The following is an 8,143-nucleotide window of genomic DNA, read 5'->3' on the forward strand; positions in this document are numbered from 1 at the left end:
CACGCCGTCGGGAAAGGCTGCCCGCATCCGCGACCGCTGCGCGGACGTGAACGCGACGCCGTAGTCCGACCAGCGGATCGGCCGCAGCGCGCAGGCCACGATGTCCTGGGTCATGGGCTGGCCGGCAACCTGACGCGGGTTGGAGCCGATCCGGTAGACGGAGCTGCACGCATCGCCACCCGCCTCCCAGTCGGTCGGCACGAGGCGACCGTCGGGCAGCCAGCAGGAGTCGGTGAGGGCAGCGGGCTTGTTGCGCACGACCTTGGCAGCCTTCGACCCCCGACGGTCGTCGCCACCGATCGCCGTCAGCCAGTCCTCCATCGACTGCAGCGCCTGCGCCGAGGCCGCCGCGGCCAGCTCCGGCACCGGCAGGTACGCCACGATCACCTGGTTGTCCGCGTCACCGTTGGCCTTGCGCAACCGCTCGCGCATCACGAAGGACCACTCGGCGGTGTGGAAGTTGGCAGGGACGCCCGCCACGTCGGCGTACGTGCGGAGATCGATGATCGGCGTCTCCGCGAGACCGCGGGACGCCGTGTTGAGCATGCCGTACCGGTACGACGCCCGGACCGCCCGCAGGTCGGCGCGGCTGCGTTCGGGGACCACGGCGCCGGCCGGGTCGTAGCCGCCGATGCGCTCGTTGAGCGTGACGAACTGCTCCGCATCGATCGCGCCGGACCTCAGCGCCTCGAGCCCGTACTGCTGGCCGATGTTGTCGAGCGGGCTGCGCGCGAAGCCGGTGCGCGGGTCCCGTCCGACCTGGTTGACGAACTGCTCCATGGCCGCACACCGGATGCCGTCGGGGTTGGTGACGGGATCCCAGCGAGCCTCGACCGGGATGATCGGCGGGCACGAGTCCGTGGCGGTGAGCCGGTTCCCGAACGCCACGTCCCACGACTGGCAGCTGCTCGCGTTGAGGAACCCGGTCACGGCACGCTTCTGCTCCGGGGTCCACGACGCGCCCTCGCCGGCGTAGAAGCGCTGCAGGAGGCGGCAGTCGGCGTTGACGCCGTTGGTGCTGACGACGTCGGGGAAGCTGATGCTCGGGATGATGCCGTCGACGATCCCGGGGTAGGTCTCCGCGATCGTGTACTGCTGGATCGCCCCGCCCGAGCCACCCCACCCGATCGTGTGCACCGGGACGCCGTACGTCTCGACGACGTGCTCCTTGACCATCATCGCCGTCTCGGCCGAGATGATCGGGCTGCAGTTGTTGTCGAGGACGTTGAGGGACGACGACGCGACCACGTAGCCCTTGGCCAGCATCGTGGCATCGAGGACGCCGCCGGTGGCCGCACCCTGGTGGTAGCCGCCGTTGCAGCCGCCCCCGAAGGTGTAGACGATCCGGTCGTTCCAGGTCGACTCGGGTGCCGTCGGCGACGGGTCGGTGCCGTCGTAGATTCCGGCGACCTGGTAGACCGCCCGGTTGATCGTGCCGGTCTCGAGCCGCACCACGAACGGGACGGTCCTGCCGCCGACGGTCACGGTTGCCGCGTCGGCGGGGACCTGGCTCGGGTCGGCGAGCGGCTTGAAGCTGCTCCCGGACCGGTACTGGTAGGTGACCTTGGTCGGAGCCTCGCAGTCGGGCTGCTGCGCCGGCGCGAGGCCGTACGCCTCGGTCTCGCAGTAGAACGGCTTCTGCTGCGGCCCCGACAGGAGGGGACCCGTGAGGTCGTGGTTGGTGACGACCTCGGCGGCCATCGACCAGCCGCGGTGGACGGTGACGACGTTGCGTCCCTTGCGCAGCCCGGTCACGAGACCGGTGCGGCTGCCGTCGGCTTGCGCGACGAGCGAGGTCTTCGTACGCCGGCCGTTCACCAGCAGCGTCACCCGCGCGTCGGCGGCGGCTCCGGTGACCCGGACGAGGACGTCGCCACCGCTGACGAGGTCGGCTCGCGGGTTGGAGACCGTCTCGACCGCGAGGCGGCCCTTGCCCCCGCCGTGGGAACCGGGAGAGCCGTGCGCCTCCAGGGATCCGCTGGCCGGCGACGGGGCCGTCAGCACGAGTCCCGAGACCAGCAACCCGAGCGTCGGAGCCATGAACGTCGAACGCCTCAACCTCATGAGCAACGCCTCTCACCACAGGGAACCGGCGCCTGCCGGAGCGGGCGTCGGCATCCCGCGGGACGACGCTAGTGTGTGACGTCCGTCACGTCCAGATCGCCTGACTACACTGCAGGGGTGATCTTCAGAGGAGTGGGCGAGGGGCGGCCGTACCCTGACCACGGACTGACCCAGAGCCAGTGGGCAAAACTGCCGCCCCAGCAGGTCCGGCTCGACACGCTCACGACGGTCAAGCGCCAGCTCGACCTCGCCAGCCTCCTCGACGACGACTCCACGTTCTTCGGCGACCTGTTCCCGCACGTCGTCAGCTGGCAGGGCGAGCTCTACCTCGAGGACGGGCTGCACCGTGCCCTCCGCGCGGCGCTGCAGCAACGCCAGGTCATGCATGCCCGTATCTACGCGATGGACCGGTGACCATGACCCGCGGGCTGCGCACGTTCCTCACGATGTCGGTGCTGAGCGCCATCCTGATCGGCGGCACCTACACCGGTGTCCAGCTCCTGTTTGCCAAGGCGCCCGAGCTGCCAGACGCCGACGCGACGACCGCCTGCCGCAACCGCGTGCTGGAGCCCGGCGAGCAGATCGCGCCCAACCAGGTCCTGGTCAACGTGCTCAACGCCGGCGGCCTCTCCGGCATGGCGAACCGCACGGCGCTCAACCTCCAGGGCATCGGCTTCCTCCCCGGGACTGTCGGCAACGCACCGGAGGGCACGAGCATCGCCAACGTCCGGGTCGTCGCCCCAGAGCCCAAGCGGGTCGACGCCCGCCTGGTCGGAGCGCAGTTCAAGGGCAAGGTGCAGTACACGAAGGGCACCCCTGAGGACGACGCCACCGTCGAGGTCTACATCGGCAAGAAGTTCAAGGGACTGAAAAAGAACCCGGTCATGGCGCTCAAGGCCAAGAACCGCGTGACCATCTGCGTGCCCACGCTGGCCGTCGACCCTGGCGCCTGACCGGGCTCTCCCCTGTCGGGTCAGCTCGTGACCGCGATCACCCCGAGGTGGTTCGAGATCGAGTTGTAGCGCTCGGCGTACATCCGGACCCCGCTCATGTCGTACGCGACCACCATCGCCCGGATGGAGGCCCGCGACTGCGTCGTGTTGCGCTGGTAGACCGGACCGCCGCTGTCTCCCAGACGGGCGATGACCCGGTCGTCGCTCCGTCGGCCCCGCATCAGGTAGGTGCTGCACGTGGCCGGCTTGGCCGGATCGTCGCAGTACGAGGCGGACAGGCTCTTGATCTCGATCCCGCACACCGACTTCGTCACCGCACCCGACGCACACACGTTGTCGCCGACCGCGCCGTCATTGGCCCCCGTGACCGTACGGACGTTGAAGTTGTCGAGCCCGTCTGTGTAGATCGAGTTCGTGTACGTGGAGCCGGCCAGGCGAGCCTGGTCGTAGGCGGGGTAGTTGCTCCGCCCGGCGATCTGCCCGAAGTAGTACGACCCGGAGTACCACGAGGTCCCGTTCGCGCCGCAGTGTCCGGCGGTGACCGAGTAGCGCGTGCTCGAGGACTTGCTGCGCACGGTGAAACCCGACGAGCAGACCTTGGAGGGGCTGGTGATCCGAGCGCCTCCCCAGTGCGGCGAGGTGTCGGAGGTGCGCGACGCTCGGGCCGCACTGCCGGTGTAGCGGACCACCACCGCACCCGCGCCGACTCCTTCGACCGGCGCTGCCTGCCGATCGAGCCGTGCGGCCTCTCGTGGCGGCGCGGCGGCAACGTCGACGACGACCGCTTCGAGCTCGGGATCGAGATCCATGGAGTAGCCCGCGGTCGGCGCGGCGTCGGCCGTGCGCCACTGCTGCGCCGTGACGCCGACCCAGGCGTCGCGCAGCTCCTGCGCCGTGCGCTCCGACGTCCGCACGGTGAGGAGACGGCGTGCGGTGGCCGAGAGACCAGAGGTGAGGCGGTTCACCAGTGCCGCGCCGTCGGTGCCCCGCGTCACGACGAGGGTGTAGCCGGCCGTCGGGCTCCCCGTCACGCCGATCACTCCGGCATCGAGGCTCACGGGGACTCCGTCGGCAGGCTTGTCACCCTGCGGGGTGAGCAGCTCCGTCACGCGGTCGGCGACGGCGCGCTGCAGCGAGGTCGCGATGGGACCGTCGTAGGCCAGAGCAGGCGGCTGGTCAGATGCTGCCGCTGCGTCTTCGACTGCTTCGGCCTCGGCGACGAGGGCCCGCTTGTCAGGGGTGAGTGCAGCGTCGTCGCCCTGAGCGGCACCCCCTGCGGCAGTGAGGAGCCCGATCCCGAGGACCAGGGCTGCGATGGCGGTGATGGGCTGGCGTGGAGTCGGCATGATGGGCTCCTTCGTCGCATGGCTCGTACCAGGAGGCTAGTGGCTCTTCGTCTGGACCGCTTCAAGGTTCTTTGGTTAGCCTTACCTCTACGCCACATTCAGGAGGACCCACGGTGACCATCACCATCGAGAAGGCCATCCAGCCTTGGCGGTTCTTCGACGTCACCGTGGCTCGCACGGTCCGCCTCTCACGCTCGTTCGTCCGCATCACCTTCCGGGGGGACGACCTCGACGCGATGTCGGCGAACGGTTTCGACCAGCGCATCAAGCTGCTGCTCCCGGATACGACCGGCGGCTACGAGCACGTCCCGTCCGCACCTGACTGGTACGACCGGTGGCGGAGCCTCCCCGACGAGCACCGCAACCCGATCCGTACGTACACCGTCCGCGCGTCGCGTCCCGCGCTCCGCGAGGTCGACGTCGACGTGGTGCTGCACGGCGCGACCGGACCGGCCGGCCGCTTCGCCGCGACGTGCCGACCGGGCACGCCCGCCGTGCTGATGGGCCCGAACGCCGCCCACCCCGGTCCGCACGGCGGACTGGAGTTCGCCGTCCCGAGCGCCGACCGACCCGTGCTGATCGTGGGCGACGAGACGGCGGTCCCCGCGATCTCCCGGATCCTGGAGGACCTGCCGAGCGACCGTCGCGGCCACGTCATCCTCGAGGTTCCGTACGCGGACGACATCACCGACCTCGCCCGACCCGCAGGCGTCTCGCTGACCTGGATCGCGCGCGAGGGGAGCCGCCACGGCCAACGGCTCGTCCCCGCGGTCCGACGGTGCGCCTCGGCGATGCTGGGGATCCCCGCACCGGCCGAGGGCGAGGCCGGTGACGGCGAGGCGGGTGACGTCGCCCTCGACGAGGTGGTCGGCGACGAGCTCGTGTGGGAGGTCGCGCTCGACGACCAGGGCATGCCCCTGCCCCCGACCGGCGATCTCTACGCCTGGCTGGCCGGCGAGGCGTCGGTGATCAAGACGCTTCGACGGTTCCTGGTGAGCGAGAGCGGCGTGGACCGCCGGTCGGTGGCATTCATGGGCTACTGGCGCGACGGCCGCCCGGAGATGTGACCGCGCGGATCACAGCGCCGCGCTGATCCGCGGATCGGTCGACGGCACCGGCGCCTCCGTTCCCACCCACGGGTCGCCGTCGAAGTACGTGGCAAAGATCTGCTCGGCCGTGCGCGTCCCGATCGCCTGCGTGGTCAAGGTGGGGTTCGGTCCGCCGAGGGAGTTCGCCAGCACCGAGTTGTCGGCGACGAAGAGGCGCTCCACCGCCCTGGCCTCACCCGTCGGCCCGACGACCGACGTGGCCGGGTCGGCGCCCATCCTCATCGACGACTGCGTGTGGAGGATGAGCGGCGCCCAGTCGATCCGGTAGACCTTGCGCGCCCCCGCTGCGCGCAGGACCTCGGCCGCCCGGTTGGCGAGGAAGTTGCGCCGCCGCACGGTGTCGGCGGAGCGTCTCGTGAAGTCCATCTCCACCCGGGCAGGCGCGCCGTGCTCGTCGCGCGGATACAGCGGCGAGAGCCGTACGCGGTTGTCCGGCTCCACGTCGTCGGCGGTGATGACGAGGACGCTGAGAAGACGGTCGATGCCGTTGAGCATCACGTCCTTCAGCTCCGAGCCCTGGAGCCGTCCGGAGACGCCGTCCCATGCTCCGCGCTTGCCTCGGCCGAGGTCGTACATCTCGCGGATTCCGCTCCCGCTGTGGCTCATGCTGAACGCCTGGAGCGCCGGCGGAAGCCCACCCTGCTCGAGGCAGCCGTACCCGGGGAACTCCGCCCGCGCCGCCGAGGCCGGACCGCGCGACGCGCCGGTGTCGCGGTCGAACGTCCCGACCACGGAGTCGAGGTAGTGGTCGGTCAGACCCCGACCGACCCAGCCGTTCGGGTTCGGCAGTCCTGACCCCAGCCAGAGCCGCGGTGTCTCGACACACCCCCCGGCGAGGACGACCACGGCGGCGTCCTCCCGGACGGTCTCCGTGTCGTTGTCGGTCCGGTATGTCACGCCCGTAGCGACGGTGCGCCCGCCGCGCTCCTCGGTGTGGACCTGGGTCACGAAGGCGTCGGTGACGAGCTGGGCGTCACGGCCCGCCGCGGCCCACGCCGAGGCCGTCACCGCCATCGGGACATAGCTGTTGTCGGTGGAGCGCCTCGCGAACTGGTTGCGCGGCGCCTTGAGCGGCGACCGGCACCCCTGCGCGCAGAACCCGCAGAAGGTGCAGCCCTGCGCCTGCGGATAGACGAGCAACGAGGAGTCCGAGGTCCGGCCTGCCGTCCCCTGCGGCTGGAGGATGGCGTTCTCCTGGGGTCGGAACGCGATGCCGTGGGTGTCCTTCGTCGTCTGGACGGGCAGCCCGAGGGCCTCGCACCCGTCGAAGAACACCCGCTCCTTGCGGCCCATCGGGGCCGTCTGGACGGGAAGCGTCGCCTCGACCCACTCGTAGTAGGGCACCAGCTCCTCGTACGGGAAGGGGAACAGATGATCGGTGTCGTACGCGTCGCGGTCCGCGCCGTCGTACCCGGCGAAGGCGCCACGGTAGGCCCGAGGGCTGTTGCCGTAGTAGTGCAGCGTCGTCCCACCGACGCCGGTGACGTTCCAGAGGTAGGAGTTCTGAGGTTGGTCGCGGATCCAGGCAGGCCGGTCGCGGTCTGCGGGTCCGACGCGGAAGTAGCCGTCCTTGGGGTTGAAGGCGTCGTTCTCGAAGTGCGTCCACTCCCGCTCAGGTTGCGCGTGCGAGGAGCCGCCCTCGAGGAGCAGCACGTCGAGCCCGCGTGCGGCGAGCTCGGCGGCCACGACCGGTCCGCCGCCTCCGGCACCGACCACGATGACGTCGCGCATCAGCCCTCCACCTCCGTCCGGCCCTGGTAGTAGCCGAGGAGCTCGGCGTGCCCGTCGGGCGGTGTGGTCCTGCCTGGCAGGTAGTTGGTCTGGTCCCACCCGATCGGGCGGCGGACGAGCCGCTTGGTGGCGCGGTCGTACGCCGACTGCTCGCTGTACATGCCGTCGGACGGCAGCGCGAGGAGCGCCATCGCGAGGTAGTGGACCAGGCCCCGCAGCTCGTCGGCGAGGAAGTCGCCCACGATCGGGCGGAGCACCTTCACCACCGTCGGCTCGTCGCTCTCCAGGTCGGCGAAGACGCGGGCCTTCTCGGCGTACCGCAACCGCGCGAACGGCGAGTTGAAGCCCAACCGCAGCAGCGACGCCGGGACCAGGACGGCCGCGGTGACGTTGAGCAGCAACGCCACCACGATGGAGGCGGGCAGGTGCTCGTCGTTCTCGAGCACGATCGTGAGCGCCTCGTCGAGGCGCTGGGCCCGCCTCAGCCCTGCCCGGGTGACCACGTACGGCAGGGGCCTCGGCAGGGCGCCGAGCTGCCGCGTCCCGTCGGTGAGCAGCGGGATGACGATCGAGTCGGGGAGCGGGATGTAGCCGTCGAGGGTGTCCATCAGGAACTGCGGCGTGCGGGTGGCGATGCCCCCGGCCTCGCGACGGACCTCGAGCTGACGGAGCGAGAAGGCGTCGGGGCCGGGATAGCAGAACGCCGCGACCCCTCCGAAGGTGTCGGCCGACAGGCGCTGGAGCTGCGGGCGCAGCCAGGCCAGGAGGGCTTCGAGGGCGTCGTCGGTGGTGGCGGCACGGGCCGGTGCGGCGAAGAGTGCGGGTGGAGCCGCGGCGGCGAGGCCGAGCACGCCGGCTCTGGCCAGGAACGCACGGCGGCCCCAGTCGGTCTCGATGGGTCGGGGGTGGTTGTCGGAAGTCGGTGCGGGCACGGGGGTCT

At 70.7% G+C, this 8,143-nt stretch carries 7 protein-coding genes; 3 read left to right on the plus strand and 4 right to left on the minus strand.

Annotated features, from left to right (window positions below):
• Nucleotides 1–2,064, minus strand: a 2,064-nt coding sequence (locus PV363_RS13680; RefSeq protein ID WP_301022593.1) for a DUF6351 family protein, incomplete at its 3' end; no start/stop codon positions are given.
• A 117-nt stretch (nucleotides 2,065–2,181) separates the two neighbouring features.
• Between PV363_RS13680 and PV363_RS13685 the strand changes: the two genes are divergently transcribed.
• Together PV363_RS13685 and PV363_RS13690 are read left to right on the plus strand one after the other, a co-directional pair.
• Nucleotides 2,182–2,478 carry a type II toxin-antitoxin system VapB family antitoxin gene (locus PV363_RS13685; RefSeq protein ID WP_220343100.1) on the plus strand — a complete coding sequence of 99 codons (297 nt, stop codon included), beginning with the start codon at nucleotides 2,182–2,184 and terminating at the stop codon, nucleotides 2,476–2,478.
• A gap of 2 nt (nucleotides 2,479–2,480) precedes the next feature.
• A complete protein-coding gene (locus PV363_RS13690) occupies nucleotides 2,481–3,017 on the plus strand; it encodes a LytR C-terminal domain-containing protein (protein ID WP_255559786.1) in 537 nt (178 codons plus the stop codon).
• A gap of 20 nt (nucleotides 3,018–3,037) precedes the next feature.
• Here the strand turns inward: PV363_RS13690 and PV363_RS13695 are convergent, their stop codons facing one another.
• Nucleotides 3,038–4,363 carry a hypothetical protein gene (locus PV363_RS13695; RefSeq protein ID WP_301022594.1) on the minus strand — a complete coding sequence of 442 codons (1,326 nt, stop codon included), beginning with the start codon at nucleotides 4,361–4,363 and terminating at the stop codon, nucleotides 3,038–3,040.
• Between the two features lie 113 nt (nucleotides 4,364–4,476).
• Here PV363_RS13695 and PV363_RS13700 point away from each other — a divergent pair, with 113 nt between their 5' ends.
• Nucleotides 4,477–5,430 (plus strand): siderophore-interacting protein, encoded by a 954-nt coding sequence (locus tag PV363_RS13700; RefSeq protein WP_301022595.1) that lies wholly within the window; start codon nucleotides 4,477–4,479, stop codon nucleotides 5,428–5,430.
• Nucleotides 5,431–5,439: 9 nt separating this feature from the next.
• Here the strand turns inward: PV363_RS13700 and PV363_RS13705 are convergent, their stop codons facing one another.
• Nucleotides 5,440–7,203 (minus strand): GMC family oxidoreductase N-terminal domain-containing protein, encoded by a 1,764-nt coding sequence (locus PV363_RS13705; protein ID WP_301022596.1) that lies wholly within the window; start codon nucleotides 7,201–7,203, stop codon nucleotides 5,440–5,442.
• Nucleotides 7,203–8,143 (minus strand): hypothetical protein (locus PV363_RS13710; RefSeq protein WP_301022597.1); only part of this gene is annotated, 941 nt, incomplete at its 5' end. The genes PV363_RS13710 and PV363_RS13705, both read right to left, overlap by 1 nt.

It is taken from the genome of Mumia sp. (assembly GCF_028803055.1).
Lineage (GTDB): Bacteria > Actinomycetota > Actinomycetes > Propionibacteriales > Nocardioidaceae > Mumia.